This window comes from Kitasatospora sp. NPDC059795 (genome assembly GCF_042732175.1).
Classification (GTDB): Bacteria; Actinomycetota; Actinomycetes; order Streptomycetales; family Streptomycetaceae; genus Kitasatospora.
The window spans coordinates 1-26,215 of sequence record NZ_JBHWID010000032.1; the positions used below are offsets into that span (position 1 = coordinate 1).

General features: G+C 74.4%; 28 protein-coding genes. 20 read left to right on the forward strand and 8 right to left on the reverse strand.

The window, feature by feature from the left end; all coding sequences use genetic code 11:
* The first annotated feature begins 384 nt into the window (after positions 1–384).
* The 7 genes from ACFV4P_RS34515 (at position 385) to ACFV4P_RS34545 (ending at position 4,208) form a co-directional block, all read left to right on the forward strand.
* Positions 385–789, forward strand: a complete 405-nt coding sequence (locus tag ACFV4P_RS34515) for a hypothetical protein (protein WP_380477450.1) — start codon at positions 385–387, stop codon at positions 787–789.
* 2 nt (positions 790–791) lie between these two features.
* Positions 792–965: a hypothetical protein gene (locus ACFV4P_RS34520; RefSeq protein WP_380477451.1), complete on the forward strand. Its 174-nt coding sequence runs from the start codon at positions 792–794 to the stop codon at positions 963–965.
* A gap of 132 nt (positions 966–1,097) precedes the next feature.
* Entirely contained in the window at positions 1,098–1,268 is a 171-nt protein-coding gene (locus ACFV4P_RS34525) for a hypothetical protein (RefSeq protein WP_380477452.1), read from the forward strand.
* Between the two features lie 124 nt (positions 1,269–1,392).
* Positions 1,393–2,319: a hypothetical protein gene (locus tag ACFV4P_RS34530; protein WP_380477453.1), complete on the forward strand. Its 927-nt coding sequence runs from the start codon at positions 1,393–1,395 to the stop codon at positions 2,317–2,319.
* A gap of 36 nt (positions 2,320–2,355) precedes the next feature.
* Positions 2,356–3,594, forward strand: a complete 1,239-nt coding sequence (locus ACFV4P_RS34535) for a tetratricopeptide repeat protein (RefSeq protein ID WP_380477454.1) — start codon at positions 2,356–2,358, stop codon at positions 3,592–3,594.
* A gap of 58 nt (positions 3,595–3,652) precedes the next feature.
* Positions 3,653–3,835 carry a hypothetical protein gene (locus tag ACFV4P_RS34540; RefSeq protein WP_380477455.1) on the forward strand — a complete coding sequence of 61 codons (183 nt, stop codon included), beginning with the start codon at positions 3,653–3,655 and terminating at the stop codon, positions 3,833–3,835.
* Positions 3,836–3,983: 148 nt separating this feature from the next.
* Entirely contained in the window at positions 3,984–4,208 is a 225-nt protein-coding gene (locus tag ACFV4P_RS34545) for a hypothetical protein (RefSeq protein WP_380477456.1), read from the forward strand.
* A gap of 370 nt (positions 4,209–4,578) precedes the next feature.
* Here the strand turns inward: ACFV4P_RS34545 and ACFV4P_RS34550 are convergent, their stop codons facing one another.
* The gene (locus ACFV4P_RS34550; protein ID WP_380477481.1) at positions 4,579–5,172 is read right to left on the reverse strand and encodes a TetR/AcrR family transcriptional regulator; all 594 of its coding nucleotides are present in this window, start codon (positions 5,170–5,172) and stop codon (positions 4,579–4,581) included.
* A gap of 63 nt (positions 5,173–5,235) precedes the next feature.
* Here ACFV4P_RS34550 and ACFV4P_RS34555 point away from each other — a divergent pair, with 63 nt between their 5' ends.
* Positions 5,236–5,622 (forward strand): hypothetical protein, encoded by a 387-nt coding sequence (locus ACFV4P_RS34555; protein WP_380477457.1) that lies wholly within the window; start codon positions 5,236–5,238, stop codon positions 5,620–5,622.
* A gap of 7 nt (positions 5,623–5,629) precedes the next feature.
* On the opposite strand, the gene ACFV4P_RS34560 is transcribed toward ACFV4P_RS34555, so the two are convergent.
* A complete protein-coding gene (locus tag ACFV4P_RS34560) occupies positions 5,630–6,268 on the reverse strand; it encodes a TetR/AcrR family transcriptional regulator (protein ID WP_380477458.1) in 639 nt (212 codons plus the stop codon).
* A gap of 132 nt (positions 6,269–6,400) precedes the next feature.
* On the opposite strand from ACFV4P_RS34560, the gene ACFV4P_RS34565 reads away from it, so the two are divergent.
* Genes ACFV4P_RS34565 through ACFV4P_RS34580 form a run of 4 tightly spaced genes read left to right on the forward strand, consistent with a single transcriptional unit; the run spans position 6,401 to position 10,627 of the window.
* Positions 6,401–7,726 carry a flavin-containing monooxygenase gene (locus ACFV4P_RS34565; RefSeq protein ID WP_380477459.1) on the forward strand — a complete coding sequence of 442 codons (1,326 nt, stop codon included), beginning with the start codon at positions 6,401–6,403 and terminating at the stop codon, positions 7,724–7,726.
* Complete coding sequence (locus ACFV4P_RS34570; RefSeq protein WP_380477460.1) at positions 7,723–8,568, forward strand: SDR family NAD(P)-dependent oxidoreductase; 846 nt, start codon at positions 7,723–7,725, stop codon at positions 8,566–8,568. The genes ACFV4P_RS34565 and ACFV4P_RS34570 overlap by 4 nt, the downstream gene beginning before the upstream one ends.
* A complete protein-coding gene (locus tag ACFV4P_RS34575) occupies positions 8,565–9,926 on the forward strand; it encodes an MFS transporter (RefSeq protein WP_380477461.1) in 1,362 nt (453 codons plus the stop codon). Before ACFV4P_RS34570 ends, ACFV4P_RS34575 begins: the two co-directional genes overlap by 4 nt.
* A complete protein-coding gene (locus ACFV4P_RS34580) occupies positions 9,923–10,627 on the forward strand; it encodes a TSUP family transporter (RefSeq protein WP_380477462.1) in 705 nt (234 codons plus the stop codon). The genes ACFV4P_RS34575 and ACFV4P_RS34580 overlap by 4 nt, the downstream gene beginning before the upstream one ends.
* Positions 10,628–10,727: 100 nt before the next feature.
* Here the strand turns inward: ACFV4P_RS34580 and ligA are convergent, their stop codons facing one another.
* Positions 10,728–12,785 (reverse strand): NAD-dependent DNA ligase LigA, encoded by a 2,058-nt coding sequence (gene ligA, locus ACFV4P_RS34585; RefSeq protein WP_380477463.1) that lies wholly within the window; start codon positions 12,783–12,785, stop codon positions 10,728–10,730.
* A gap of 118 nt (positions 12,786–12,903) precedes the next feature.
* On the opposite strand from ligA, the gene ACFV4P_RS34590 reads away from it, so the two are divergent.
* Positions 12,904–13,248 carry a hypothetical protein gene (locus ACFV4P_RS34590; protein WP_073816310.1) on the forward strand — a complete coding sequence of 115 codons (345 nt, stop codon included), beginning with the start codon at positions 12,904–12,906 and terminating at the stop codon, positions 13,246–13,248.
* A 127-nt stretch (positions 13,249–13,375) separates the two neighbouring features.
* Positions 13,376–13,657 carry a hypothetical protein gene (locus ACFV4P_RS34595; protein ID WP_380477464.1) on the forward strand — a complete coding sequence of 94 codons (282 nt, stop codon included), beginning with the start codon at positions 13,376–13,378 and terminating at the stop codon, positions 13,655–13,657.
* An 87-nt stretch (positions 13,658–13,744) separates the two neighbouring features.
* On the opposite strand, the gene ACFV4P_RS34600 is transcribed toward ACFV4P_RS34595, so the two are convergent.
* Both ACFV4P_RS34600 and ACFV4P_RS34605 read right to left on the reverse strand, forming a co-directional pair.
* Complete coding sequence (locus ACFV4P_RS34600; RefSeq protein ID WP_380477465.1) at positions 13,745–14,515, reverse strand: hypothetical protein; 771 nt, start codon at positions 14,513–14,515, stop codon at positions 13,745–13,747.
* Positions 14,516–14,668: 153 nt separating this feature from the next.
* Positions 14,669–15,217: an EF-hand domain-containing protein gene (locus tag ACFV4P_RS34605; RefSeq protein WP_380477466.1), complete on the reverse strand. Its 549-nt coding sequence runs from the start codon at positions 15,215–15,217 to the stop codon at positions 14,669–14,671.
* Positions 15,218–15,492: 275 nt separating this feature from the next.
* On the opposite strand from ACFV4P_RS34605, the gene ACFV4P_RS34610 reads away from it, so the two are divergent.
* From ACFV4P_RS34610 to ACFV4P_RS34635, 6 genes are all read left to right on the forward strand, one after another.
* A complete protein-coding gene (locus tag ACFV4P_RS34610; RefSeq protein WP_380477467.1) occupies positions 15,493–16,053 on the forward strand; it encodes a hypothetical protein in 561 nt (186 codons plus the stop codon).
* Between the two features lie 129 nt (positions 16,054–16,182).
* Positions 16,183–16,851 carry a peptidylprolyl isomerase gene (locus ACFV4P_RS34615; RefSeq protein ID WP_380477468.1) on the forward strand — a complete coding sequence of 223 codons (669 nt, stop codon included), beginning with the start codon at positions 16,183–16,185 and terminating at the stop codon, positions 16,849–16,851.
* A gap of 200 nt (positions 16,852–17,051) precedes the next feature.
* Complete coding sequence (locus ACFV4P_RS34620; RefSeq protein WP_380477469.1) at positions 17,052–17,807, forward strand: ABC transporter ATP-binding protein; 756 nt, start codon at positions 17,052–17,054, stop codon at positions 17,805–17,807.
* Positions 17,808–17,982: 175 nt separating this feature from the next.
* Positions 17,983–19,344, forward strand: coding sequence for an FtsX-like permease family protein (locus ACFV4P_RS34625; RefSeq protein ID WP_380477470.1), 1,362 nt, complete (start codon positions 17,983–17,985; stop codon positions 19,342–19,344).
* An 88-nt stretch (positions 19,345–19,432) separates the two neighbouring features.
* Positions 19,433–20,653, forward strand: a complete 1,221-nt coding sequence (locus tag ACFV4P_RS34630) for a sensor histidine kinase (RefSeq protein ID WP_380477471.1) — start codon at positions 19,433–19,435, stop codon at positions 20,651–20,653.
* Positions 20,654–20,766: 113 nt separating this feature from the next.
* Entirely contained in the window at positions 20,767–21,555 is a 789-nt protein-coding gene (locus ACFV4P_RS34635; protein ID WP_380477472.1) for a nucleotidyltransferase domain-containing protein, read from the forward strand.
* Positions 21,556–21,613: 58 nt separating this feature from the next.
* Here ACFV4P_RS34635 and ACFV4P_RS34640 read toward each other — a convergent pair whose 3' ends face one another.
* The 3 genes from ACFV4P_RS34640 to ACFV4P_RS34650 form a co-directional block, all read right to left on the reverse strand.
* A complete protein-coding gene (locus ACFV4P_RS34640) occupies positions 21,614–22,276 on the reverse strand; it encodes a LuxR C-terminal-related transcriptional regulator (protein ID WP_380477473.1) in 663 nt (220 codons plus the stop codon).
* 4 nt (positions 22,277–22,280) lie between these two features.
* Positions 22,281–24,029 (reverse strand): ATP-binding cassette domain-containing protein, encoded by a 1,749-nt coding sequence (locus tag ACFV4P_RS34645; RefSeq protein WP_380477474.1) that lies wholly within the window; start codon positions 24,027–24,029, stop codon positions 22,281–22,283.
* A 364-nt stretch (positions 24,030–24,393) separates the two neighbouring features.
* Positions 24,394–26,076 carry an ATP-binding cassette domain-containing protein gene (locus ACFV4P_RS34650; RefSeq protein ID WP_380477475.1) on the reverse strand — a complete coding sequence of 561 codons (1,683 nt, stop codon included), beginning with the start codon at positions 26,074–26,076 and terminating at the stop codon, positions 24,394–24,396.
* Positions 26,077–26,215: the final 139 nt, after the last annotated feature.

Genomic DNA, 26,215 nt, shown 5'->3' on the forward strand with positions numbered 1-26,215 from the left:
GGACGTGGCCCGACGGGTCCACCGCTCCAAGGTCGCCCGCTCCTCATCGGTCAGCAGTAGGGGCTCCAACTTCGGTCCCCGACGAGGAGCGGGCATGCGCGCAGAAGACGTCATGCAACAAGTAACGACGAACTACCGACGCAGGACACTAGTGCCAACTCGGTCTTCTGCGAATGACGGTGCTGTCCTGTCGTAGAGCCTCAACCACCGACCAGGAGGGCCAGCATGTCCACCAGCACCATCCCGGCCGCCGGCGCGCTCGGCGAGCGCTTCCACTAGATCCGTAGTGACCGCGACACCTGATCCCACAAACCCCCAGGCTGTCGCACGAGTTCCGAGGACCGGCCTCCCCACGGCGGCCTCGGGGACGGAGGGAACAGATCCATGGCGACACGCAAGACCCCGAGGGTCTACCGCGACCCCGAGACCGGCCCGTCGAAGGCCGAGAAGTACAAGCTCCCGAAGGGTTGGAACCCGCTGGCCGAGTACCGGAAGGCCAACGTGGCCGGCCGGGCCCCGTTTTTGGGCGAGGCCGTGCAGGAGTCGGCCGTACGGTCCTCGTGCCGCACGGGAGGCGAGGGGTGCGTTGTGGATCGGCCCGACGGCTACCGCGAGGGAACCTGCTGGGTCTGCCACCGAGAGACGCTGGTCTGCGCCGGCATCCTGCTCCAGGCCCCCGGCGAACCCCAGGGCACCAGCCACCAGATCTACGACGACTTCATCGCCCGCGCCCGCACACCCCACCGCCGCGCCGCGCTGCGGGCCGCGCTCGACCGGCGGCCGGCGTAGCCGTGACGCCCCGAGGAGAGACCGCAGTGGACGACGGCCGGAACGACTGCCGAGATGCCGCCCGGCGGGCCTCGCGCGAGGCCCCCACGCCCTGGCCGCTTGCCGTCGCGTACACGGTCTCCCTGCTCGCGCTCATGGCGCTCGCGACGGCGCTGATCGCCTCCGGCCGCTACTAGCCACGCCCGCGTCCCCTGGGCGCCCACGAGTTCCCGGCCCGCTGGAAAGGGTCCGTCGGGCCGGGTCTGCATCACCCGCACCACGGCTCGTCCACCTCGGACGAGCGGAGCCAACCCGATTGGAGAGGCATCGTGAGCGACACCATCATCACGCCCGCGCCGGAGGTCACCGCGCTGACGCGGCGGCTGGACCACTCGGTCCCGGACGGCGACTTCGCGCCGGCCACCGTCGCGTCCCTGACGCGGCGGCTGGACCACTCGGTCCCGGACGGCGACTTCGCCCCGGCGGGAACCGAGAACTGACCTCAACTCCGAACTGATGCCGCCTGACTGACGGCGCGGCGGGCCGACTCGGCATGCGCAGCCGGGTTGGCCCGCCACCTCCCCGGCCCGCCACCTGCACACCTCGACCAGGAGGAGAACCATCGTGTCGCCGACGATTGCCGCCCGGGTGGAGCCCGGTTCCTTCTTCGACCTCACCCGCAAGGACCCGGCACTGACCCGGCTCCGTGAAGCGGGGGCCGAACCGGTGCTCCCGTTCGCCCTGATGGAGCGCCTGGTCCGCTCGGGCACTCCCTTCGCGGAACACGCCCGAGTCCTGCGCAGTGACACCGTGACCGTGGCGGGCGTGACCTTCGACTGGTTCGACGCCGAGCTTCCCCGCGAGATCGCCGACGAACTCGGCCTGACGGACTACGAGATCGCCCAGCACACCGACGAGCGCCGCACGACGCTGACCCAGGCCCTGGACCGCCTGTCACTGGTCCACCCCGAAGGATTCGCCCGCGTGCGGGAGTTCGTCCGAGGCCTGCTGTGGGTCGGCCTCAAGCCCGGTGTCCGCACGTCCTCGCTGACCAGTTCCAGCGACCCGGCGCTCCCGTATGTCATCGTGTTCTCCGACAAGGCCCGGCGCCACATCCCGCCGAGCACCGTCAGCCCCGAGCCGTCGCCGCTGTTCCTGGCGGAGAACCTGCTGCACGAGGGAACGCACCAGTCGATCAGCTTCCACGTCCTCCAGAACCGGGTCTTCGCCGACGGCTACTCCTCCCGGACCTCTCCGAAGATCGAGATCGGGTGGCGTGCGACGCAGGGCGAGGACCGCAACCAGTTCTGGGGGATCGACCGGGCGTTCCACGCGACCTGCGTCTACAACCAGCTGCTGCGCTTCCGCCGGACCGAACTGGACCGCGACGACCTGACCGCCGACGAGCGTGCACGCTTCCAGGACGCCTACGACGAGGGACTGCCGGCCGTCCGCTACCTGATGCGCGAACTGGAGCTGTTGGGCGAGCACTTCTCCCCCCACGGGGTGGAGCTGCTGGCCGACCTGCGCCACCGGACCGACCAGCTGTAGTGCGCCGCCGCGCGCAACCGAACCAGGGAAGGCCCCGTGCTCCAGCACCTCATCACCCAGGACGACCGGCTGCGGATGGTCCCCACCGACCGGGACGAGCTGACCATCGTCGTCGGCCAGCTCCGCCAGGAGTTGGACGTCACCACCGATCCCTCCCGGACCCGGTTCCTGACCCGGGAGATCGGCATCGCCCAGATGACCCTGGGCAACCACGACGAGGCCCGCGCCCTCCTGCGGAAGGCGCTCGACATGGCCACCGCCGCCGGCAACACCCGATCCGTCGTCGCCTCCGGAATCAACCTCGGCGACGCCCACCGCTACGCCGGCGACACGCAGGCCGCGGACGCCCTCTACCGCAGCGCGCTGGCCACCGCGCGCAGCCTCCACCCGGAACTCCTCGACTTCGCGCACCAGCACTTCGGCAAGCACCTCATGGAACTCGGCGACCACGCGGGGGCGTTGGCCCACCTGCAAGAGGCCCTGCGGCTGCGGATCGCCAAGGGCAACGCGGAACTGGTCGAGTCCACGCAGGCCGCACTCGACCGGGTCGCGCTGCTGCTCGGCCGGGCCAACCCCAACTCCTCGGCACCGCACGGGTGGAGCGCCGGGTGGACCGCCTGGCTCCAGTTCCGCACCACCGCCCGGACGCCCGCCCGATGGGCCGAGAACTTCCCGGACATCCAGGACGCCGTGCGAGGACTCACCGCACACCAACGCGTCCACCCGCGCCTCCTCCGCCACCTGCGCGACCAGTCGTTCGCCACCGAGCCGCTCGCCGCGATGGCGCAGGAAGCCGAGAACGCCCTTGCCACCGCCGGGTACCTCCACAACGGCAAGTGGAACGCGGCCGTCGGCGATGCGGCGACGTGCTTCGCCGACCACGTCGATCTCGCCGCCGTGGTGGCCCGGTCCACGGGGCTGGAGGTCGAGCAGCCGCACGCCGGCGTCTACATCGCGTACCGGGAGGACGGGCAGTTCCTCGACTTCCACGTCGACGAGCTCGGCTTCGGCGAGGCCAACCTGATCCTGTGCCTCAAGCACGAACGCCCCAGCGAGATGACCACGCCCAGCTCCACCGTCTTCATCACCGCCGACGGCTACCTCGAATGCGACCTGGCCGCAGGCGAGTGCGTCGTCTTCGACGGCGCACTCACGCCCCACGGCCGCACACCCGTCAGCGCCGGCGAGAGCGTCACCCTCATCAGCTTCGGCTTCCGTGCCCGCGACCGAGCCCTGCGCACGCCCGCCAACCTCCCGCCGCCGCCCAGGCCATGAGGCCCGGAATCTCGACCCGCACCGCCCCTTCCCGTTCACCGCACCTCCGGAGCAGTCCGTGGCCCGCGCCGTCCTCCTCACCGCCCTGACCGTCTACCTGCTGACCAGCTTCCGATACCACTGGGCATCGCACGGTGAGAAGGCCCCCGGAAAGCTCATGTACATGCGGGTCAGCGCGCGGCGAACCGTGGAGGTCTGGCGGACGGGCCTGACCTTCGACATCCGCATCTTCGACCACTGACCAACTCGCACCCTGCCGCTCCCAACAACCTCAGCGGCAGATCCAGCCCTCCGTCCTGCGCTGCCCCCGAAGCGCAGGACGGAGGTCCCTCTCACCTCGGAGAACACCAATGTGGGCCACCAGTGAGCCCGAGTGGCGGCGCATGCGCATGACCCTCGCCGTGAAGTCCCTGCCGGCCATCGCCGCGCGACTCCGCACAGGGACGGACATCGCCGTCGTCGCGCGCACCTACGGCTGCGAGGCCAAGTGGCTGGGCGATCAACTGGTGAAGTCGAGGCTGCCGTTCGACCCCGACGGGTCGCGCCCGCTCGGGCCGCCTTCGTCGTGGGAAGTGATCCCGCTCCCGGCCCGCACCACGAGGCCGCGATGCTGATGCCCCGGGCGATCTCATCCCGGGGGAGTCCCTGCGCCGCGACGAGCACCCCGGCCCCGTCGTTCGCGATGGTTCCCCCACCGATTCGAACGACCGCGGTGTGATCTGTGAGTTCGGCTGGCCGGGAAGAAGGAAGTGGCATCGGGCGGTCTCCCGTGCGTAAACGAATCTGGCCACGTCCACGATCAGCATGAACTGGGCCAGGCAGAGCACCCCCAGCAGCAGCCGCCGGCGCGGGTGCACCGCGGGCGGGTGCGCCGCGGGCGGGTGCGCCGGGGACGGTCGGTGTGCGGTGCCGTGCATGGTCGGACCCCATTAACTCGAACAGTGGTGTTCGAGTTCGAGGTTTTTCGAGGATCTCCCGGACGGTTCAGGCGAGTTGGACCAGCGCCCGGGCCGCGTCCGCGAAGAACTGCTCGTCGGCGGTGTCGGCGAGACCCAGCACCACGCCCTGGGTGAGGCCGACGAACAGCGGCCGCAGCGCGCCGACCAGGCGCTGCGCCTGATCCGCCGTCACCGTGCCGGCGCCGTGCGCCCGGCCGGCGAACAGCCCCACCAGCCGGGCTTCCTGGGCGCGGATCGACTCGGCCAGTCGGATGCGCAGGTCGGCGTCGTGCACCGCCATGTCCAGCAGCGTGACCTGGAGCGAGAGGGCGGCCGCCGCGCCGGGGGCGTCGCAGCTGCGGCGGTAGTGGCGGGCGAAGGACTCGACCGCCGCCGGGAGGTCGAGCTCGCGCGGCAGGGTCTGTTCGAGCTCGGCGTAGTGCGGGCCCAGGTAGTCCGCGACGACAGCCACCACAAGGCCGTTCTTGCTGCCGAACAGCGAGTAGACCGCGCCCGTGGTCACCCCGGCCAGCTCGGCGATCTCGTCCAGGCGGGCCCGGTGGCCGTCCCGGGAGACCACCTGGAGGGCGGCGTCCAGCAGTGCCCGGCGGTTGCGTTCCTTGGCCTCGGCTCTCGTCATTCGCATAAGAGGATTATGCTCGTAATCTCGTTACGAGAAAACCGTCCAGGGAGGGGAACCCGCATGGCGAGGAACATGGCGATCGGGATCGTGGCCGACGGCGCCTTCAAGGTGCTGCTGGCGGCGGTGTACGGACTCGGCGCGGTGCAGGTCGGACGCCAACTCGGCGTCGCGCCATGGCTGATGATCGCCAGCGCGGTGGCGCTGCTGATCTGCGGCGAGGTCGAGATCCGGTACGTGCGGCGGCGGTCGGCCCGCACCTACACCCGGCTGATGGTCGGCTACGACGCCGGATGGGCGCTGACCGCCGCCGTCGGGCTGCTGCTGGCGCGCGGCGGCAGCAGCGCGGGCGGCGAGGTGTGGATCGGCTACCAGCTGCTCGCGGCACCGGTGTTCGCGGCCGTGCTGGCCCGGGGGCGGGAGGTGGGGCCGGCCGGGCAGGAAAGCTGACGGACCGTCAGGCGTGCTGGTCCAGCACGCCGTTGACGACGGTGTGCAGATGGCGGCGGAAGCGGTCCAGCATCGGAATGTCGAGCGGGCCCAGGCGGCGGCCGTCCGCGTCGATGACACCGGCCTGACCGAAGGAGTGGGACGTCCAGACGATGGTGAACACCAGCATCTCGACGTCCACCCCGGCGCCCAGGCCCGCCCGGGCCAGCACCTCGCGGACGGCGGCGGCGACCTCGGCCACCAGCGGGCCGGCGAACTCCGTCTCGATGTCGGCCAGGTCGGAGCCCTCGGCCAGCCAGCGGCGCATCCACAGCGCCGGCACCGCGGGGTTGCTCAGGCAGAACGACAGATAGGCGTCCACGAAGGCGAGCAGCGCCGCCCGGGTCTCCTCCGCCGAGGGCCCGCAGGCGTGCAGCCGGCGCACCGCGTCGGTCACCACCTCGCGCTGCGCCAGGTGCGCGCGACGCATCACCTCGCGGTACAACTCCGGCTTGGCGCCCACGTGGTAGGCCACGGTGGCGATGTTCAGCCCGACCGCGTCGCCGATCGCCCTGGTGCTCGTCGCGTCGTAGCCGCGCTCCGCGAACAGACGGGTGGCCGTCGCCACGATGCGCTCGCGAGGACTGTCGTCGGACCGGGTGCTCATGGGTCGAGGCTACCGGACGTGTCGTGCCTGTTTCAATCACGTGACGGAGGCGGAAAACCCAGGTCACGGAGCATTGCCCATTCCTCCATCATTCGATTGAATGAGCGCCTTCCGCGGAGAGGAGGGCCCGGCATGGGCTCCACGAAGGTGGCGGTGATCGGCGCCGGCGCGGCCGGGCTCGCCACGGCCAAGGCGCTGCTCGACCACGACCTCGACGTCACCGTGCTGGAACGCGGCGATCGGGTCGGCGGTCTGTGGGCGGGCGACGACAGCGCCGGGACGTCACCGGCGTACGACAGCCTGCACCTGAACACCAGCAAGGGCCGCACCCAGTTCGCCGACCACCCGATGCCCGAACAGTGGCCCGACTACCCCTCGGCCGCCAAGGTGGCCGGCTACCTCGCCGACTACGCCCACCGGTTCGGCGTCACCGAACGAATCCGGTTCGGCGCCGACGTCACCGCCGTCCGCCGCACCGACACCCACTGGGAGGTCGAAACCGCCGCCGGCGCCGAGCAGTTCGACGCCGTAGTGGTCGCCAACGGCCACAACCGCGAACCGAAATGGCCCAGCCCCGGCTACCCCGGAACCTTCGACGGCGCCCAGCTGCACGCCCACGACCACCGCAGCGCCGACGCCTACCGGGACAAGCGGGTGCTGGTCGTCGGCATGGGCAACTCCGCGATGGACATCGCCGTCGACGCCTCGCACGTCGCCCACGGGCCGGTGCTGCTCTCCGTCCGGCACGGCAGCCACATCGTGCCCAAGTACCTGTTCGGCCGCCCCTCCGACGCCACCGGCGGCGCCCTCGCCGTGCTGCCCTGGCGGATTCGGCAGAGCGTCGCCCAGCGCGTGCTGCGCCTGGCCGTCGGCACTCCCGAGAAGTACGGCCTGCCGAAGCCCGCCGGCGGGCTGTTCCAGAACCACCCCACCATCAGCGACACCATCCTGCACCGCCTCACCCACGGCGAGGTCGAGGCCCGCCCCGGCATCGAACGGCTCGACGGCCGGCGGGTGCAGTTCACCGACGGCACCGCCGACCGCGTCGACGTGATCGTCTGGGCCACCGGCTACCACGTCACCGTCCCGTTCCTGGACGCCCGCTGGGTCGGCGACGACCCGCAGGAACTGCCGCTCTACCAAAGGGTGTTCCACCTCGACGACCCCACCCTGAGCTTCGTCGGCCTGATGCAGTCCACCGGCGCCGCGCTGCCCGTCGTCGAAGCCCAGGGCAAGCTGGTCGCCGCCCACCTGGCCGGCCGCTACGCGCTGCCCACCCCCGAACAGCAGCGCGCGCAGGTGCGCCGGGCGCACACCGCCGCCGTCCGCCGCTGGGGCGACAAACGGCCGATGATGCGGATCGACTTCGACCAGTACACCGCCGCCGTGCCGCGCGAACTGCGGGCCGGCGCCCGCCGCGCCGCCCGCGCCAACCCCACCACGAAGGCAGCGATATGACGATCCGACTCTTCGATCGACGTCAGGACCCGCGCGGCCGCCGCATCCTGATCACCGGCGCCTCCGGCACCATCGGCCGCTCCCTCGGCGAACGCCTCACCCGGGCCGGCGCCCACGTCGTCGGCCTCGACCTGCACCCCACCGGCGACGAACCCTTCACCGTCCTGCCGTGCGACCTCACCGACGACACCGGCACCGCCACCGCCGTCGCCGAAGCCCTCGACACCCTCGGCGGCCTCGACGTCCTGGTCAACAACGCAGGCATCGGCGGCCCCGCCCCCGCCGAGTACGCCCCCGGCGACGAAGTCCGCCGCCAGCTGGAGATCAACCTGCTCGGCACCTGGCGCACCACCGCCGCCTGCGTCGACGCCCTGGTCGCCGCCCGCGGCCGGGTCGTCATGGTCGCCTCCCGAATGGCCGTCATGCAGCTCCCGCTCGCCGCCGCCTACGGTGCCTCCAAGCGCGCCATGGTCGCCTACGCCGACGCGCTGCGCCTCGAACTCGGCACCCACGTCACCGTCTCCTGCGTCTACCCGTCCGCCGTGCGCAGCCCCATCCACGACTCCACCAGGGCCGCCGGCCTCTCGCTCGACGGCATGAGCGTCTACGAGCCGCTCGACGGCGTCGTCGACACCGTGGAGCGCGCCGCGCTCGCCGTCCGGGCCCGCCGCGACCTGCCCACCACCCGCAAGGGCGCCGTCGAGTTCTTCCTCGCCCGGCACCTGCCCGCGCTCACCGACCGGATCGTCCGGAACACCCTCGCCAAGCGCGCCGCCGCCGGCTCCTTCGACGACGCCCCGCTCGCCGCCGGCGTCGCCGCCCGCCACCGGAGCACCCCGTGACCGGCCGTCGGGCCGGCCGCCGCACGCTCACCCTGTACGCGACCGGCTCGGTCGGCATGGGCGTGTGGGTCACCGTTCCCGGACTGCTGCTGCTCTACTTCCTCACCGACGTGCTCGGCGTCCCCGCCGCGCTGGCCGGCCTCGCCCTGCTGCTGCCCAAGATCGTCGACATCGTGGTCCACCCGCTGCTCGGCTCCCGCTCCGACCGGCAGGCCCGCGCCCACGGCCACCGCCGCGGGATGATGCGCACCGGACTGCTGCTCGGCCTCGCGATGGCCGCCATGTTCACCGTCCCCGCCGAACTCACGGGCGCACCGGCCGCGTTGTGGGTCGGCGGCTGGCTGGTCGTCGGCAACCTGCTGTTCGCCGCGTTCCAGGTGCCGTACCTCACCACCCCGTCCGACCTGCTCGTCGGCTACCACGAACGCACCCGGGTCTTCATGTTCCGGATGGCGCTGCTGACCATCGGCCTGCTCGGCGCGGGCGTCGCCGCACCCGCCCTCGCCGCCGGCGGCGGACGCGGCGACTACACCCGGATGGCGCTGCTGCTGGCCGTCGCGACGACCGCCTCCGCCGCCGTCGCGCTGCGCGGCGTGCGCCGCCTCACCGACGCCTGCGGCTTCCGCCCGCCCGACCCGCGGGCCGGGCACTCCACCCTCGCCGACCTGCGGATCGCCCGCCAGGACCGCAACTTCCGCACGCTGGTGGCCTCCTACCTGTTCACCGGCACCACCACCCACCTGTTCCTGGCCGCGCTGCCCTACGTCACCCAGCACCTGTTCCACAACGCCAAGTTGACGGCGCTGTTCATGGGCCTGTTCCTCGGCCCCGCGATGTTCGCCGGACCCGCCTGGACGGCCTGGTCGCGCCGGATCGGCAAACAGCGCGGACTGCTGATCTCCCAGGCCGTGTTCGCCGCCGGCTCGCTCGCCCTGCTGCCCGGCGCGAAGGCCGCAGGCACCGCGGGTGCCGCGGGCGTCGCGCTCACCGCCGTCGTCGTGATGGCCATGGGCATCGCCTTCTCCGGCCTGCAACTGTTCGCGTTCTCCATGCTGTCCGACGCCGTCAACGCCGCCGGCTCGTCCAAGGCCGGCTCGTCCAAGGCCGGCTCCTCCACGGCCGGCGCCTACACCGGCGTGTGGACCGCCACCGAGGCCACCGGCACCGCTGTCGGCCCCTACCTGTACTCCGCCGTCCTCGCCCTCGGCGGCTTCGCGTCCAGCACCGGCGGCCACCCCGCCGCGCAGAGCGCCACCGCCCTGGACGCGCTGCTGCTCGGCTTCACCGCCCTGCCCGCCGCGCTGATGGCCGTCGCCCTGTGGTTCCAGCGCCGATGCACCTTGGACCGCACCCCGTGACCGGACCCGACGCCCTCGCCGTGGCGGCCGTCGCGCTCGGCGCGTTCGCGCAGGCCGCCACCGGCATGGGCTTCTCGCTGATCGCCGCACCCGCGCTGATCGCCGCCGTCGGCCCGCACCGCGGCGTCCCCACCGTGCTGGTGCTCGCCCTGCTCGCCTCGCTGCTGCCGCTGTCCCGGGACTGGCGGCACGCCCGCCCCCGGGACACCGGCCGCCTGCTGCTGCCCACCCTGATCGGCACCCCCGTCGCCGCCGCGCTGCTCACCGGCGTCGACACCCGGCTGCTCGCCGTCGCCGCCGGCCTCGGCGTGCTGGCCGGCGTCGCCCTGCTCGCCCGCGGACTGCGCTCCACGTTCCTGCGCCGCCCCGCCGGGGCCTGGATCAGCGGCCTCGCCAGCGCCGGACTGAACGTCGTCGGCGGCGTCGGCGGCCCCCCGATCGGCCTGTACGCCGCCAACGCCGGCTGGCCCGCGCGCGAAGCACGGGCCACCCTGCACGCCTTCTTCCTGGTGCAGAACGCGGCCACCGCCGTCGTGCTCGGCATCGTCCTGCCGTCCTGGCCCGCGGTGGCCGCGCTCGCCGTCGGCGCGGCCACCGGCATGGCGCTCTCCCCGCGCCTGTCGCCCACCGCCACCCGCACCGGCGTGCTCGCCGTCTCCTGCGCCGGCGCGCTCGCCCTGATCGGTACCGCACTGACCTGACGCCGGCGCGGCCCGCGCCGACCCGACGTCAGCCCTGCGACGGCAGGTGCTCGGCGATCCGAGGTCAGCCCTGCGGCGGCAGGTGCTCGCCGACCCGACGTCAGCCCTGCGGCGGCAGGTGCTCGGCGACCAGGACCGCGAACTCGTCCGGGGAGACGATCCGGACGCCCAGCTCCTCCGCCTTCGCCCGCTTCGAACCGGCCTTCTCGCCCGCCACCAGCAGCGTCGTCCGCTTCGACACCGAGGACGAGGCCTTGCCGCCGGCCCGCTCGACCAACTCGTTCATCTCGTTGCGGGACAGCGCCGCCAGCGGACCCGTCATGGCACCCGTCACCACCACCGCCTCGCCCGCCAGCGGACCTCCCTCGCCCGCCGGCTGACCCCCCTCGGCGGTGTCCGCGGCCGGCGACGGGGCCTGCGGCTCGGTGACGGCCGTGCCCACGCCCTGCTGCTCCAGTCGGTCCAACAGGTCGGCCAGCTCGGCGAGTTCGGTCACCAGCAGGCGGGCCTTCTCCGGGCCGATGCCGTCCACCGTTGCCAGCGTCTCCGCGTCCGCCGCGCGGATCGCCGCCATCGAACCGAAGTGCGCCGCGATCCGGCGCGACATGCTGCGGCCGGTGCCCCGGATGCCCAGCGCGCAGAACGCCCGGTGCAGCGGCTGCGAGCGCGCCGCGCCGATCGCCGCCAGCAGGTTGTCCGTGGACGTCTCGCCCATCCGCTCCAGCGCCAGCAGCTGATCCCGCGTCAGCGTGAACACGTCCGCCAGATCCGCCACCAGGCCCGCCTCCACCAGCTGCACCGCACGGGTCGAACCCAGACCCTCGATGTCCAACTGGTCGCGGCCCGCCGCGTAGATGATCGACGCCACCGCCTGGCAGTTGCGGCCCCGCGAGCACCGCCACCGCTGCTCGCTCGTGTCGATCGCCTCCCCGCAGCGCGGACACGTCTCCGGGAAGACGATCGGCCGCTCCTCGCCGGTGCGCTGCTCCACCAGCGGCGCCTCCACCCGCGGAATGACGTCCCCCGCGCGGTGCACGAACACCCGGTCGCCCAGCATCAGCCCGCGCCGCCCGATGTCCGCCGGGTTGTGCAGCGTCGCGTACGTCACCGTCACGCCGTCGATCAACACCGGCTCCAGCACCGCCCGCGGCGCGATGATGCCGGTACGGCCCACGTTCCACTCGACGTCCAGCAGCGTCGTCACCTTGTGCTCGGCCGCCAGCTTGCGCGCCACCGCCCAGCGCGGCGCCCGCGAACCGTTGCCCGCTCCGCGCCGGTCCGCCGCCTCGTCCGCCTTGACCACCACGCCGTCGATGCCGAACGGCAGCGCCGCCCGCAGCGCCGCGATCTGCGCCACCCGCTCCTGCACCTGCTCGACCGTCACGCAGCGCACCGGCGCCGCGTCCGTGCTCGCCGCGGTGTTCGCCCCCAGCTCCGCCAGCCTGGCCAGCAGCGCGCTGTGCGCCTGCTCCTCCTCGGCGGCGCCGACCGCGCCGTACGCGAAGAACGTCAACTCCACCCGGTACGGCCGGTCCTTGGCGCGCAGGGTGCCCGCCGCGCCGTTGCGCGGATTGGCGAACGGGAGCGCGCCGTGCGCCGTGCGGACCTCGTTGGCGCGGTCGAACTGCTCGCGGGTGAACAGCACTTCGCCGCGCAGCTCGATGTCCACCGGCTCGCTCAGCACGGCCGGCAGGCCCAGCACGTCGCCCGCCGCATGGCTGATCTCCTCGCCCGCCAGACCGTCGCCGCGGGTGATCAGCCGGTGCAGCCGGCCCGCCCGGTAACGGGCCGCGACGGCCAGCCCGTCGAGCTTCGGCTCCACGCACCAGGCCGCCACCGGACGGCCCAGCCGGCGCTCCAAGGAGGCTGCCCAGTCGGCGAGTTCGTCCTCGGAGAAGACGTTGTCCAGCGACAGCATCGGCACGCTGTGCGGCACATCGCCCTGCACCGCGCCACCCGCCACCTTGCCCGTCGGCGACTGCTCCAGCACGTCGCCGGGATGCGCCTGCTCGTACCCGGCTATCGCCCGCAGCAGGGCGTCGTACTCGTCGTCGCCCAGCGACGTGGACCCGTCGCCGTAGTAGGCGGCCGCGGCCTCGACGGCGGCGGCGACGGCAGCGGCGTAGTCGCCGGCGGAGAGCGGAGCGGTGTCGTTCATGCCTCCATCGTCCCGGCTCGCACTGACATTCGGGTCCCGGCGTTCGGCCCCGGCATTCGGGCTCCGGCGCCGCTGCGGCCCTTCCGTGCGGCAGCTGACATTCCCTAAGGTGACGGCCATGACCAACACGGGGAACGACACGACCGACGTGCACATCAGCCTGATCGGCGGCACCCGCCTCGAAGGCGCGGAGATCCACAGCCGCACCCTGACCGCCTCCCTGGTCGGCGGCGCCGACATCGACCTGACCGACGTGGAGATCCCCGACGGCGCCGAACTGCGCATCACCAAACTCAGCCTGGTCGGCGGCCTCCACCTGCGGGTCCGCCCCGAGGTCCGGGTCAAGGTCACCGGCATCCGCCTCGGCGGCGTCAGCGACGACGGCCCGAGCGTGGCCGGCGGCCCGACCGTGCACGTCGCGGCCTGGGGCCTGGTCGGCGGGGTGCGGGTCAGCCGCGACTGACCGGCCGCCGCGCGGTCGCCGGTTCGGGGGACCGCGGACCGGCCACCCGGTGCGGGCGGTCAGCTGCGGGGACGCATGGCCCGGAAGGGCGCCTACCCGTTGTGCGCCCTCGGAAGGGAGAACAGCCATGCGTCGTCGGATCGCCGCGGTCGGAATGCTGACCGCCGCCGGAATGCTCGCGCTCGCCGTGCCCGCACAGGCGGCCACCGGACTGCTGCTGGTGAACGGAGTGGTCAAGCACAACCCGGCGAAGGGGTGCTACCCGACCGGGTCGCCCGTGCTCATCGAGAACCTCACGGACGCGAGGGTCGACGTGTACTCGCTGGCGAACTGTCAGGGGACGCTGGAGCGGCAGGTGGCGCCCGGGATGACGGCAGTGACGGTCGGGCTCAGCTACTTCGTCAACTGACCTCGGCGCGGAGCGCGCCCTGCGGACCGGTGACGGTCCGCAGAGCGCTTTTTGTTTGCGGGGGAGGCGGGGCGCGGGCTCCCGGTGTCAGAAGCGGTCGGACGCCCCCTGGGCGCGGAGTTCGGCCGGGCGGCCCGGGGGGCGGTGCCAGGCCAGGTCGAGGCCGGCCGCGCGCAGGGCGACGCCGAGGGCGTGGCGCATGGCGTTCTGGACGGCGGTGCGGGCGCCCGGCTGCTCGCCGCGGTGCCCGGGGAGCCGGGGTGACGGGTTCCAGTCGAGCCCGGCCGGGCCGACCGGATCGCAGGCGGCGAGGGTGATGCCCGCGCCGCCCGGGCGGGACGCGATCGGCAGGCCCGCCAGGGCCGCGCTGCGGCGGACGGCCGTCACGATGTCCGCGCGGATGCCGGGGGCCACCGGCGGCGTGGCATCCAACTCCGGTGGCGTTGAGGCTGATTGGGCGGCGGCTGCGGCGGCCGGTCGGGCGGTAGCGCCGCGGACGGTGATCCGTCCCGGGGCGTCGGAGCCCGTCGTGTCCCCGGAGCCCGTTGCGTCGTCGGAGCGTGCGGCGTCGAGGCCCAGGGCGGGCAGCAGCTCGGCGAGTGCGTTCTCGACCGCGTCGGCGACCAGCCGGCGGGAGGTCGTCGCCGCGGTGCGCCCGTCGTCCGCCGTCGCCGCGTCCTCCAGCCGGGGCGAGGTCAGCCAGCGCAGCACGATCGCCCCGCCGTCCGGCAACAGACGGACACCCGGGCCGTGGCCGCCGTGCGCGACCGGCAGACCGGCCAGCAGCAGGGCCTCCGTGACCCGGTCCGTCAGCTCCGACGTCGTCAACTCCCCGCCCACAGCGGCGACCGTCTCCACCCCGACCCCTCCTCCGCGGGCGCGGACCGCCCGCGCCGCCCGCGGAGAGGGTATCCATGGACATGCAAAATTCAACAGTGTCCGGGCAGGGTTCGCGGACGTGCCAAGACGTGCCAAGGCGTGCCACGACGCGTCGGGACCGGTCGGGACGCGTCAGCGCGGTGGCTCCGGGAGCGGGCCGCAGAGCAGGTTGCCCGGGTCGGCGGGGTTGTCGCTGATCCAGAACTGCGCCCACAGCAGGGCGAATTCGGAACGGCCGAGGTATCCGTCGCCGTCCCGGTCGAGCTGCTCGAAGACCTCGCCGGTGTCGACGGACTGCCCGTGCCAGGTGTCGACCAGACGGCGGTGCTCGGCGCGGGAGATCCGGCCGTCGTCGTTCTCGTCGACCGCGTCGAAGACCGCGTCGGAGGTGGCGTTGACGTAGTCGAGCATCGCGGGCAGCCGGTCGACCATGGCGAGGATCTCGGCCATGTCGACCCGGCCGTCGCCGTTGCGGTCGGCCGCGGCGGAGAGGTGCTCCCACCAGCCGAGCGTCACCTCGGTGATCCGCGCCGCCAGTTCCGGATCGTCGGCCACCCGGGGCAGGCGGTGCCAGCGATCGGCGAGATCCTGGAAATCGTCCTGGTCCAGGTAGCCGTTCCGGTCGGTGTCGAACGCGTGGAACATGCCGGTGAGCTTGGTGCGCTGGAACTCGCTGGCCAACGGAAGCCGTCCTCTCTCTGGGGGATGCACTGTCGTGATCCTTTTCCCAACGGCCGGATCCTGCACCGGCGCACCGTGGCGCGAGGACCGGGCCGGCCCGCTCCGGGGGCGCACAGCCGGGGCCGCGCGCGGGCACCCTTTCGGGGCGGGCCCAGGAGACGGGGGTGGGCCGATGAACGCCGCCGTCATCACCCGTTGAATACAGGTTTATTGCGGCGTCGCAGAGTAGGGACATGGCCGCCGGACCGACCGGTGACCACTCCGGGGGGAGAACCATGGGAACCAGCATCCGCATCGGTGCCGCCGTGACGGCCGCCGCCGCCGCGCTCGCGCTCGCGCTGACCGGCACCGCCTCCGCCGCGACGGCCGAGACCGCCGCCAAGTCGCCCGCCGCCGAGGCGCACACGTCCGAGGCGCACACGGCCGCGGCGTACACCGCTGTCCCGGTCGCGCCGGCCGCCACAACTGCCGCCCGCAGCACGGTCGTCAAGCTGAACAACTGGACCGGCTGCACCCTGACCCGCGAGAACTGGTCGCTGTCGCACGGCATCTGGACCACCCAGCCGCCGGTGCGCATCTACGACCAGCAGCAGGGCCGCTGGGCCTCCGAGTCGAACGGCTTCGCCACCGGCACCGAGGGCATCGCCCGGTTCTTCGCCGAGAACTGCGCCAACCCCGTGCTGAACGGCCGGATCGTCCAGGTGCACTGGAACAACCCGTACGTGGGCTCCAACAGCTACGACTCGACCGGCACCGACCTGATGTTCTACGTGCCGCAGCCGGCCGGCGGCGGCGGCAACAACGCCACCGCCGAGTTCTCCGCCTGGGGACGCTGACGGCAGCCGCAAGGGAGCGGCAAGGGTGCGACTGTTGCGGTCCGGGGTGTGGGTGGGGCCGCAGTGGGCAAGTATGGCAGGTCCACGATCAACGACGATCATGACCAACTCCGTTGGGGAGGCCGCCAGATGAAGCGCAAGTCCTGGGCGCTGCTCACCGCCCTGTCCACCCTGCCGCTCGCGCTGTCCACCACCGCGGTGGCCGCCGAACCGCCGGCCGCCGCACCCTCCGCCGGCACCGGGTGCGTGTACTCGCCCGCGGTACCGGCGGACAACTTCAAGGGCATACCGGTCTTCGACGCGAAGAAGGCGGCCAAGCCCTACAGCGCCACCCTGCGCACCACCCAGGGCGCGATCACCTTCCAGGCGCTGACCGACAAGGCCCCCTGCACCACCTTCTCGTTCCGCTTCCTTGCCGAACGCGGCTACTACGACCGCACCCACTGCCACCGCCTCACCACCCAGCGCCTGTACGTCCTGCAGTGCGGCGACCCGACCGGCACCGGCAGCGGCGGCCCCGGCTACTCCTTCCCCGACGAGAACCTCGAAGGGGCGACCTACCCCGCGGGCACCGTCGCGATGGCCAACGCCGGCCCGAGCACCAACGGCAGCCAGTTCTTCATCGTCTGGAAGGACACCAAGCTGCTGCCGAACTACACCCCGTTCGGCCGGATCACCGGCGGGATGGACGTCCTGCAGAAGATCGCCGCCGGCGGCGAGGACGACCAGAACGCGCCCGGCGACGGCTACCCGACGCTGCCGGTCGACTTCCGCAAGGTCACCATCTCCACCCACTGACCGGCAGCCGGCGACCCCGCCGCCGGGGAGGCCCTACGGCGGCACCGTCCGGCCCGCCGTACCGCACGCACCCCGGCCCACCGCCCGCGCGGGCCGCCCGCGCGGGCCGGTGGTACGGGCCGGGGGTGCGGTTTTCCGAACCCCGAGGACGGGTGCTGGCACGGGCGAAACCGCAGGTGACGGCGGCGCAGGATGAAGACATGAACAGCATCACGAGTACCGAAGCGGAGTACGCCGCCCGGGCGGAAGGGCTGCACCGCAGCTACCGGCGCGGCGGCAGCGACATTCCCGTGCTGCGCGGGGTGACGGCGGAGTTCCGGCGCGGGACGTTCACCGCCGTGATGGGACCGTCCGGATCCGGCAAGACCACCCTGCTGCACTGCCTGGCCGGCATGGACCGCCCCGACCGGGGCCAGGTCTGGTGGGGACCCGCCGCCGTCCACGCCCTCCCCGAACGGCGGCTCGCCCGGCTGCGCCGGGAGCACGTCGGCTTCGTCTTCCAGGCGTTCAACCTGATGCCCGGCATGACGGCCGCCCAGAACGTCGAACTCCCCGGCCGGATGGCCGGCCGCCGCCCCGCCCGCACCACCGTCCGCGACGCCCTCGCCCGGGTCGGCCTGGCCGGCCGCGAACGCCAACGCCCCGCCCAACTCTCCGGCGGCCAACAGCAACGCGTCGCCATCGCCCGCGCCCTGGTCTCCCGCCCCCGCATCCTGTTCGCCGACGAGCCCACCGGCGCCCTCGACCGCACCACCGGCACCCAGATCCTCCACCTGCTCCGCGACACCGTCGACCACCACGACACCACCTGCGTCATGGTCACCCACGACCCCGCGGCCGCCGCCCACGCCGACCGCGTGCTCCTCCTCACCGACGGCCGCCTGGTCGCCGAACTCCACCACCCCACCCCCCACGAAGTCGCCGAAGCCCTCGCAGGACTGGGCGGTGAGGCGTGATGAGAACGGAGCGATTTCGGCGTCAACTGTGCGGCGGACCAGCGGATTTCGCGCACCCGGCCGATGTCCCGGCGAGCGCCGCGAGTGCGGCGGTCGCCCCCTGCGCGCTGCGCCGCCGCGCTATCGGCCCCGCCGTTTCGGCCGGCCGGCTCGCTGCGACGGGCGGTGACGCGCGATGACCGGTGTGCTCGCCTGGAGTCAACTGCGCCGTCGAACCGCAGGGTTCGCCGGGCTGGCGGCCGCGCTGCTGCTGGCCGTTGCCACCGTCACCGCGCTCGGCGCGCTGCTGGGGGCCGAGCGCGGGGTGTCCGCCGCCGAGCGGGGGCAGGTGCGGGGGCCCGGACTCGGGCTGATCGTCGGGGCGTTCGGCGAGATCACCGTGCTGGTGGCGTTCTTCGTCGCCCTGAACACCCTCGGGTTCGCCCTCCGGCACCAGTACCGCGACCTCGCGCTGCTGCGCACCGTCGCCGCCACGCCCCGCCAGATCCGCCAACTGCTGCGCCGCCAGGCGGGATTGACCGTCGTACTGGTCGCCGCCCCCGGCGCGCTGCTCGGCGCGGCGGCCGCCCGCACCCTCCTGGTCGCGCTCCAGCACCGGGCGATGGCCGCCCCGCACGCCCGGATCCACAGCGTGCTGCCCGCTGCGGGAGTCGCCACCGCGGCGACCCTGCTGGTGGCCGTCGCCGCAGCCTCGCTGACCGCCCGGCAGGTCACCGCACCCGCTCCCGCCGCCGCGCTCGCCGACAGTTCCGGACCCGACCGGCGGCCCGGCGCCGTCCGGCTGCTGGCCGCGCTCGCCGCGCTCACCGGCGGCGCGCTGCTGGTCCGGCTGGCCGCGACCCGGCCGCCCGCCGAGGTCGACAAGGCCGCGCAGGCCACCCTGCTCGCCGCCCTGGTGCTGCTCGTCGCCGTCGCCCTCGCCGGCCCGCTGCTCACACCGCTCGTCACCGCCCCGCTCGGACGCGTCCTGCGCACCGCGCTCCCCGTCACCGGCTGGCAGGCCGACGCCAACCTGCGCGGGTACGCCCGCCGGCTGGCCTCCGCCGTCGTGCCGATCGCCCTGCTGACCGGCCTGTCCGCCACCATGGCGACCATGACCGGCACCGCACTGCGCGCCACCGCCGGACCGCCCGGCGGCGCCACCTCCGCCACCGACAGCTGGCTGCGGCAGGCCGAACTCGGCCTGCTCGGCGGGTTCGGCGCGATCGCCACCGTCACCACCCTGGTCGCGCTGACCGGCGAGCGCCGCCGCGAGTTCGCCCTGCTGCGCCTGCTCGGCGCGACCCGCGCGGACGTGCTGCGCGTCGTCGCGCTGGAAGCCGCGCTCACGGCCGCCCTCGGCCTGCTCCTCGGAGGCGCCGTCACCGCGGCCACCACCGGCGCGTTCAGCCTGGCCGCCACCGGCAGCCCCGTGCCGACCGTCCCCGTCGCGACCTGCGCCCGGATCGCCGCCGCGGCCGTGCTGCTCACCGTCCCCACGGTGCTCGCCGCCGCGACAGCGGCGATGCGGCGGCCCCCGACCGCAGCGGCGGGCTGAACCGCGGGAACATGATCGTCGGAACGGGAGAGACCGGAACGGGAGAGGCCGGAACGGAAGAGGTCCGAACCGGAGAAGGAGGTCGGCGATGAGCGGGCGGGCACGGCGATGGTGGACGGTGCGGCCCGGGGAGGCGGCGTTCCTGGTGGCCGGGCTGCCGGTCGCGCTGCTCGGCGGGGCGTACGCGCTGGCCGCCCTGTACGCCGGAGTGCTGCTCTCGCTGACGGTCGTCGGACTGCCGGTCACCGCGCTCGCGCTGGCCGGCGCCCGCCGACTCGGTACACCCCAACGGTGGTTGACGAGGCGACTGCTCGGCGAGGACGTCCCCGACCCCGGCCCGGCCGCCCGCCCCGACGGCACGGTCGCACGGATCCGGGCCGCGCTCGCCGACCCCGTCGCCTGGCGCACCCTCGGCCACCTGCTGCTGCGCCTGCCGCTCGGCGTCCTCGGCTTCGCGACCGTCCTGCTGCCACTGGGCTGCGGCTGGCTGCTCGGCTTCCCACTCTGGCTGCGCCTGCTCGAACCCGGCCCGCACCCCGTCACCCCGCTCGACCTCGCCGCCCCGCCGCTCGGCCTCGCCCTGCTCGCCCTCACCCCGCCCCTGATCCGCCTCGCCGCCGACGCCAACCGCCGACTCGCCCGCCACCTGCTCGGACCGGCCCGCACCCATCAGCGCGTCCAGGACCTCGAAGCGGCCCGCCACACCCTGCTCACCACCGGAAACGCGCGACTGCGCCGCCTCGAACGCGACCTCCACGACGGTGCCCAGGCCCGCCTGGTCGCCCTCGCCATCACCCTCTCGCTCGCCGACGACACCCTCACCGACCACCCCGACACCGACCCCCGCCTGCGCACCCTGCTCGACCGCGCCCGCACCCAGACCGACGACACCATCGCCGAACTCCGCGCCCTCACCCGCGGCCTGCGCCCCACCGGCCTCGACGGCGGCCTCGCCGAAGCCCTGCCCGCCCTCGCCGCCGGCTGCGCCGTCCCCGTCACCCTCCGGGTCGACCTGGCGGAACGCCCGGACGAGTCCGTCGAGCAGGCCCTCTGGTACTGCGCCGCCGAACTCCTCACCAACATCAGCAAACACAGCGCCGCCACCGCCGCCCGCCTCACCGTCACCACCACCGCCACCCGGATCCGGCTCACCGTCCACGACAACGGCCACGGCGGCGCGACGGCCGCCCCCGGCCACGGCCTGCACGGCCTCGCCGACCGCGTCGCCGCCGTCGACGGCACCCTGCGGATCAGCAGCCCGCCGGGCGGCCCGACCGACGTCACCGCCGAACTGCCGCTGCGACTCTGACCGTTGGGCCGTTGGGCCGTTGGGCCGTTGGACCGTTGCCCGGGCCGTGTCCCGTACCGGACCTTGACGAGGTGCTACGTTGATCCGCTGTGCTCCGGCCGGAAGGAAAGCAGATGGACCTCCCCTCCTTGCACCGCCAGTTCCTCGCCGACACCCTCCCGCGCATGCGCCAGGACCCGCGCCTCGTCGGCGTCGCGATCGGCGGATCGATCGCCGAGGGCCGCCCCGACCGCTACTCGGACGTGGACCTGATCGTGGTCGTCGACGACGACGCGTACGACGCCGTCCTGCGGGAACGACTGGCGCTGATCGGCGGCTGGGCCCCGCTGGTCGCCGGGTTCACCGGGGAACACGTCGGCGAACCTCGGCTGATCGTCACCCTGGTCGGGCCGCCCCTGCTGCACGTGGACTTCAAGTTCGTCCGGCTCACCGACTTCGCCGAGCGCACCGAGGACCCCGCGATCTGCTGGGACCGGGACGGCCTGCTCGCCGCCGCCCTCGCCCAACATCCCGCAGCCCCAAGCGAGTTGGACCTCCAGTGGGTCGAGGACCGGTTCTGGGTCTGGGTGCACTACGGCGCGACCAAACTCGGGCGCGGGGAACTCTTCGAGACCATCGGCGTCCTCACCCACCTGCGCGACCTCGTCCTCGGCCCGCTCGCCGCCCGTCGCGCGGGCACGCAGCCGCGCGGCGTCCGCCGCCTGGAGACCGCCGCCCCCGACGCGGCCCACGCTCTCCGGGCCACCCTGTGCGGCTATGACCGCCACGAAGCCGGCCGGGCACTCCTCGCCGCCGCCGACCTCTACCGCCAGTGGTCCGCCGGAGCGTCCGTCGAACGACGCCCGGACGCCGAGAAGTTGGCTGTGCATTACCTCCGGCAGGTCATCGACGACCTCGGCTGAGACATCGCCCCGACCGACGGGAACGGGCACGTGCGGTACCGCCCGCGCCCGTCGGCCGTCACCCCGTTGTGGCGAGGTACGCCAGTACGGCCAGGACCCGCCGGTTGTCCGCCGCGGAGGCGTGCAGGTCGAACTTGGTGAACACGGAGGCGACGTGCTTCTCCACCGCCCGCTCCGACACCGAGAGCCGCTCGGCGATCGCCCGGTTGGAGCGGCCCTCCGCCATCAGCGCCAGCACCTCGCGCTCGCGGGGCGTCAACTCGTCCACCGCTCTGCGGCGACGGGCCCGCATCAGATGCGTGACGACCTCCGGATCGAGCGCGGTGCCGCCCGCGGCCACCCGGTGCAGGGCGTCGACGAACTCCGAGCTGCGGGCCACCCGTTCCTTCAGCAGGTAGCCGACGCCCGCCGCGCCGTCCGCCAGCAGCCGGGCCACCCAGCCGGTCTCCAGGTGCTGCGAGAACACCAGCACCCCGACCTCCGGCCACGAACGCCGGATCCGCAGCGCCGCCCGCACCCCCTCGTCGGTGTGGGTGGGCGGCATCCGCACGTCCACCACCGCCACCTGCGGACGGTGCTCGGCGACCGCCGCGATCAGCTCCTCGCCGGTGGCGACCGCCGCCGCCACCTCCAGGCCGCGTACCGTCAGCAACTCCGTCATGCCGTCCCGCAGGACCGCCGAGTCCTCCGCCAGTACCACCCGCAGCCGCTCGTCCGTCATCCGATCATTGTGACGCACCGTCGGGCTCGGCCCCGGACCGCGCCCGCCGCTGCGCCCGGGGGAGGCGGGCGGGGCGGTCGGTCAGCGACCAGTCGGCACGGGCGAGGTGCAGCACGCGGTCCGCCCGGTCGGCCTGCGACGGGCGGTGCGTGACGGTGAGGAGCGCGCCCGGACGGGCACGGAAGGCCAGGTCGATGCGGAGCTCGGCGGCGGCGTCCAGGTGACTGGTCGCCTCGTCGAGCACGGCCAGCGGTGCCGGACTGAGGAACGCCCGTACCAGCGCGACGAGTTGACGCTCGCCGGCGGAGAGCGTCGTCGCCCCCACCGGCCCGTCGAGACCGCCGTGCCGATCCGTCAACGCCTCCGCCCCGAGCGCGCGCAGCGCCTCGCGGAGCCGGGCCGTCGGCACGGTCGGATCCGGCCAGCGGAGGTTCTCCGCGAGGGTGCCGGTGAACACGTACGGCTCCTGCGGGAGCAGCACCCGCAGCGCGGCGAGCGCGCCGGGGGACAACTCCCGCGCCGGCAGCCCGGACAGCAGGACGAGCCCGGCGTCCGGGCGGAGCAGCCCGGCGGCGAGCGCGGCCAGCGTGGACTTCCCCGTCCCGGACGGCCCCACCACCGCCAGACTCTCGCCGTCCCCGAGCGTCAGGTCGAGCCCGCGCAGCACCGGCCGGGCGTCCCGCCCCCACGCGAAATCGACGCCGCGCAGCTCCAGGGCCGGAGGACGTCGTCGCCGCCGGACGAGGGGCGGCGCGACGGGCTCCTCCTCCGGCGTGAACGCCGCCGTGCCGGCCAGGCGTTCGGCGGCGACCGACAGCCGCAGCCAGGACGGCCCGAGCCCCTGCACCAGCAGCCGCAACGCCGGTTCGAGCGTGCCCAGCAGATAGGCCAGCGCACCGAGCAGCCCGCCCGCGCCCAGACCGTGACGCAGCAACGCCGGAGCGGTCAACACCAGCACCACCAAAGGCCCGTGGACGCCCAACGCCACCAACAGGTGCCGGACGGCGGCCAGTCGGGCCAGCGCACGGCCCGCCGCCTCGTTCGCCGCGACGTCCTCCACCACCCGGTCGACGGCGCGCTGCTCCGCCCCGCAGGCGGTCAGGTCGCGCAGCGCCGCCACGGTGCGCAGCGCGGACGCGGTGAACTCCTCCTCGGTGGCGAACAGTTCGCGCTGCCGCCGGGCCATCCGGGGAGTGAGCGCGGCGAACGCGCCGATCGCCACCAGCAGCGGCGCGCAGACCGGGACGAGCGCGGCCGGCGCGAGCGCGGCGGTGCCCGCCACGACGGCGGCCAGGGTCAACGCGAGATGCGACACCAGCAGCAACTGGCCCGCCAGCCCGTCCCGCACCGCCTCGACCTGCCGGGTGATCCGGGCCACCGCGACCGCCGCCGCATCCGGATCCGCCCGCGTCGCCGCCGTCCGCCGCAACGCCCCGTCGGCCGTCGCCCGCAACAACCGGTCCCGAGCCGGCTCCACCACCCGCGCCAGCGGCCGGTACGCATTGCGCGTCCCCCACGCGGACACCGCCGCAGCGGCCGCGAACACCGCCAACCACCCCCACCCGGTGGCCGGTTGACGCGCCAGGAACCCCCGGTCGACGGCCAGCGCGAGCGCCTTCCCGGACAGCGCGGCAGGCGCGGCGGACACCACCGTCCACCCGGCGAGCTTCCCGAGCTCCGGCAGACTGCCGACGAGCGCGACGCGCAGCAGCGCGAGTCCGGGGGAGAGGAGGGGCGGCGACGGTGAGGTCATGAGGTGCACTCCGCAGGGCTGTCGGGGCGAGTTCGCGTCATGCGGGGGCCTCGGCGGGCCTCGGCGGGTCGGCGGCCGAGGCGGCGGGGGCCCGTCGCGGACGGGGCGCGCGACAGGCGTCGCGGCGGATCCGCGCAGACCCGACCGTGACACCGGCCCATCGAGCCGGTGGCAGCCGGACGGGCAGGGCGGTCGCAGCGGCGCGCAGCGGCCCGGGTCGCGGGCTGACGTCGCGCCATGCCCGGGCCGACCGTGGAGCAACCCGCGGCAGGAGCGCGCCGACCCGACGGAAGACCGGCAAGGCCGAACGCCGCCCCGGCGGCCCCCGCCCTCCTCGAACTGCCGCTGGTCGTGCGACGCCCGGTCATGAGGCGGCGGCGAACAGCGCGCGGTACGCGGGGGAGCGCCACAGGGCCTCGTGCGGGGCGAGAGCCACCACGCGGCCGCGGTCGAGCCAGGCGACCAGGTCGGCCCCGGCGGCGAGCGCGGGGCTGCGGGTGGCACAGAGACGGGTGGCGGCGCGGGGGCGGAGGGCGGCGAGGACGGTGGCCTCGGCGGACGGGTCGAGGGCGGCCGTGGCATGGTCGAGGACGAGCAGGCGGGCGGCGTCCCGGCACAGGGCCCGGGCCAGGCCGACCCGCTGGCGTTCGCCGCCCGACAGCGGCGCGTCCGCAGGCGGCGTGCGGTAGCCGGACGGCAGGCGCCGCAGGAACGCGTCCGCCCCGACGGCCCGGGCAGCGGCCAGCAACTCCCCTTCCTCGACGCCGACTTGACCGAGCCGCAACGCGTCCAGGAACGTCTCGCCGTACAGCACCGGATCGGCGAACGCCACGGCGACGGCCGCCCGGAGCTGCCGCGGTTCGACGGCGGCGACGTCCGCGCCGTCGAGCCGCACCTCGCCCCGCTCGGGGCGGAGCAGGCCGGCGGCCAGCGCGGCGACCGCCGACGTCGCGGCGTCGTCCGCGCCGACCACCGCGACCCAGCTGCCGGCCGGGACCGCCAGATCGAGATGGTTCAGCAGCAGCCCCGAGCCGGCCCGCACCACCACCCGGCGAAACTCCAACCCGCCGCCTCCGCGCGGAAGTTCGACGAATCGGGGAGTCGGATTCGGGTCGGCCCCGAGCGGCGCCAGCCGGGCGGCCGCGGCCCGCGCCCGCGCCAGGTCCAACAGGCTCTGCGCCGCGCCGAACCCGCCCAGCCCGACCGTGGCGTACGCCATCGCCGCCGCCAGACCCCCCGCCGTCAGCCGCCCGGCGGCCAGGTCCGCACCGGCCGAGGCCAGCACCGCCACCTGGGTCGCGGGCGCCAACAGGCCGACCTTCCAGGCCGTTTCGCGCTGGCTGCGCCACAGGGCATGCCCGTGCCCGGACAGCTCGGGCAGCGGCCGCAGCACCCGGGCGAGTTCCGCCGGGCGGGCGCCCGCCGCGGCGATCGACGCGCCGCCGCGCAGCGCCTCCACCAGCCGGGAGGCGATCTCGGACTGCGCCGCCTGGTAGGCCTCGCCGTGACCGGCGGTGCGGCGCACCTGGCGGCGGACCAGCAGCCACCCGGCCGGCGCCGCGACCAGAAACGCCACCGCGGGGCGCGGCGCGAGCAGGAACAGTCCGACCACCGCGCCTGCTGCGGTGAGGAGTTGGGCGACGGTGTGCACCACGGCCGGACCCGCCAGCGCGGCCTGCGGGGCACTGCCGGTCAGCCGCGCCGCCAGATCGCCCGCCGTCGGACCGCCCGCCGCGGCGGCGGGCCCGGCCGCGCCCACCCGCCGGAGCGCCGCCGACCGCAGCGCGCCCCCCACCGCGGCCGCGCCGCCGGGCGCCGCGAACTGCGCGGCGGCCTCCGCGCCGGCGGCGACCACCACCAGCACCAGCAGGGGAATCGAGGAGGACAGGCCCGCCCCGGCCAGCGTCCGGTCGATCGCCCGGGCGAGCACGCGGGGCAGCAGCAGGGTGCAGGCGGTGCCGGCGGCGACGGCCAGGGCCAGCGCGGCGGTCCAGCGCCGCTTCAACGCCGACACGGACCGCGGGGCAGGGGGCGGTGCGGTGGTCACGGGGCCTCCCGGAGCGGGGCGGACATGCGGAGCCGGGGGGGGGGGGGGGGGGCCGCGCGCCCGGGCTGCGCGACCCCCCGCCCACGCTGGGACACCGGCGGGAGGGAGAGGGTGAGCAAGAACCGAACCAGCGGCACCG

Excerpts from the sequence above, each read along its gene's own strand:
- ACFV4P_RS34610 (WP_380477467.1), top strand. The coding sequence starts at position 15,493 with ATGGGAACCAGCATCCGCATCGGTGCCGCCGTGACGGCCGCCGCCGCC.
- ligA (WP_380477463.1), bottom strand. The coding sequence starts at position 12,785 with ATGAACGACACCGCTCCGCTCTCCGCCGGCGACTACGCCGCTGCCGTC.
- ACFV4P_RS34595 (WP_380477464.1), top strand. The coding sequence starts at position 13,376 with ATGCGTCGTCGGATCGCCGCGGTCGGAATGCTGACCGCCGCCGGAATG.
- ACFV4P_RS34515 (WP_380477450.1), top strand. The coding sequence starts at position 385 with ATGGCGACACGCAAGACCCCGAGGGTCTACCGCGACCCCGAGACCGGC.
- ACFV4P_RS34630 (WP_380477471.1), top strand. The coding sequence starts at position 19,433 with ATGAGCGGGCGGGCACGGCGATGGTGGACGGTGCGGCCCGGGGAGGCG.
- ACFV4P_RS34625 (WP_380477470.1), top strand. The coding sequence starts at position 17,983 with ATGACCGGTGTGCTCGCCTGGAGTCAACTGCGCCGTCGAACCGCAGGG.
- ACFV4P_RS34560 (WP_380477458.1), bottom strand. The coding sequence starts at position 6,268 with ATGAGCACCCGGTCCGACGACAGTCCTCGCGAGCGCATCGTGGCGACG.
- ACFV4P_RS34640 (WP_380477473.1), bottom strand. The coding sequence starts at position 22,276 with ATGACGGACGAGCGGCTGCGGGTGGTACTGGCGGAGGACTCGGCGGTC.
- ACFV4P_RS34570 (WP_380477460.1), top strand. The coding sequence starts at position 7,723 with ATGACGATCCGACTCTTCGATCGACGTCAGGACCCGCGCGGCCGCCGC.
- ACFV4P_RS34550 (WP_380477481.1), bottom strand. The coding sequence starts at position 5,172 with ATGACGAGAGCCGAGGCCAAGGAACGCAACCGCCGGGCACTGCTGGAC.
- ACFV4P_RS34565 (WP_380477459.1), top strand. The coding sequence starts at position 6,401 with ATGGGCTCCACGAAGGTGGCGGTGATCGGCGCCGGCGCGGCCGGGCTC.
- ACFV4P_RS34615 (WP_380477468.1), top strand. The coding sequence starts at position 16,183 with ATGAAGCGCAAGTCCTGGGCGCTGCTCACCGCCCTGTCCACCCTGCCG.
- ACFV4P_RS34645 (WP_380477474.1), bottom strand. The coding sequence starts at position 24,029 with ATGACCTCACCGTCGCCGCCCCTCCTCTCCCCCGGACTCGCGCTGCTG.
- ACFV4P_RS34555 (WP_380477457.1), top strand. The coding sequence starts at position 5,236 with ATGGCGAGGAACATGGCGATCGGGATCGTGGCCGACGGCGCCTTCAAG.
- ACFV4P_RS34590 (WP_073816310.1), top strand. The coding sequence starts at position 12,904 with ATGACCAACACGGGGAACGACACGACCGACGTGCACATCAGCCTGATC.
- ACFV4P_RS34635 (WP_380477472.1), top strand. The coding sequence starts at position 20,767 with ATGGACCTCCCCTCCTTGCACCGCCAGTTCCTCGCCGACACCCTCCCG.
- ACFV4P_RS34545 (WP_380477456.1), top strand. The coding sequence starts at position 3,984 with ATGACCCTCGCCGTGAAGTCCCTGCCGGCCATCGCCGCGCGACTCCGC.
- ACFV4P_RS34620 (WP_380477469.1), top strand. The coding sequence starts at position 17,052 with ATGAACAGCATCACGAGTACCGAAGCGGAGTACGCCGCCCGGGCGGAA.